The organism is Humibacter sp. RRB41, from assembly GCF_022761015.1.
In the GTDB taxonomy this organism is placed as follows: Bacteria; Actinomycetota; Actinomycetes; order Actinomycetales; family Microbacteriaceae; genus Humibacter.
Genome location: NZ_JAKWJQ010000014.1, coordinates 1 through 1,099 on the forward strand (window position 1 = coordinate 1; position 1,099 = coordinate 1,099).

General features: G+C 63.4%; 1 protein-coding gene. It reads left to right on the top strand.

Translation table 11 applies throughout. The annotated features are described in order from the left end of the window. Positions 1-116 precede the first annotated feature (116 nt). Positions 117-1,099, top strand: a 983-nt coding sequence (locus MJ603_RS18430) for an Ig-like domain-containing protein (protein WP_243065223.1), incomplete at its 3' end; no start/stop codon positions are given.

The window sequence follows — 1,099 nt, forward strand, 5'->3', positions numbered from 1 at the left end:
CCGGCCAGTCGTCGTCGATGGCCGTTCCTTCGTCGTTCCAGTTGTCGGCGGTCGGTGACCACTCTGTGATTCTGGACACGAAGTTGAACCGAGTTCTCGTCGGCACGAGCACGGTGGTGAACCTGCCGACCAGGGGTCTGCAGTTGCAGGAGCCAGGTGACGACAACGATGACGTGTTGGTGGCATCCGGCAGCGGCTTGCTCAAGGTACCCGTCGCTGGTGGGCGCGTAACGATCGTTGGCGCGGGCATCAAACGCGCGGTCACGACAGCGGGTCAGGTTTCGGCGCCGGTGTGGTTGAACGGATGCTCGTACGGTGCCTGGGCGGGTGCGGCCCGCTATCTCTATGCGTGTGATGGCAAGGCGTCGGTTGGTGTGGATATCGCGCAGCAGGTGAGCGGTGCCGATTTGCGGTTCAGGGTGAATCACGACGTGATCGCTTTGAACAATCTGCAGAACGGTGACGCCTGGGTCGTATCGAGTCACATGCGGCTCGTGCAGAACTGGGCGACGTTGAAGCCGAATCAGTCCGAGGTGAACGGCACTACGGGGCAGACGAAGCCTGTGTTGCAGTCGTTCCAGGACACGCTCGCGCATCGCACGGCGGTGAACCATCCGCCGACTGCCGTCGACGACGACTTCGGTGTCCGCGCGGGGCGGTCGACGGTGCTGCCGGTGCTGGACAACGACACGGATCAAGACGGCGACGTGCTCACGGTCACGCAAGTCTCCCCGATTCCTGCAGCTGAAGGGCACCTGAACATCATCGAGGGCGGTCGCGCCGTACAACTCACGTTGCCCGCCGGGGTCACCGGTGGTGTCTCGTTCCGGTACACGATCGATGACGGGCGAGGTGGCACGGCGTCTGCGCAGGTGAATGCGACGGTGCATCCGGCGGCCCAGAACGCAGCGCCGGTGTCGAAGCGTGAGAGCGACGCGTCCGTCGAGGTCGGCTCGTCCGTCTCCTACGACGTTCTCAACGACTGGATCGATCCCGACGGGGACGATATCTCGCTGACGTCTGCGCAGTCGACGACGGATGATCAGGTGCAGTTTCAACCGGATGGCACGATCACGTTCGTCAGCAAGAACGGGCAGAC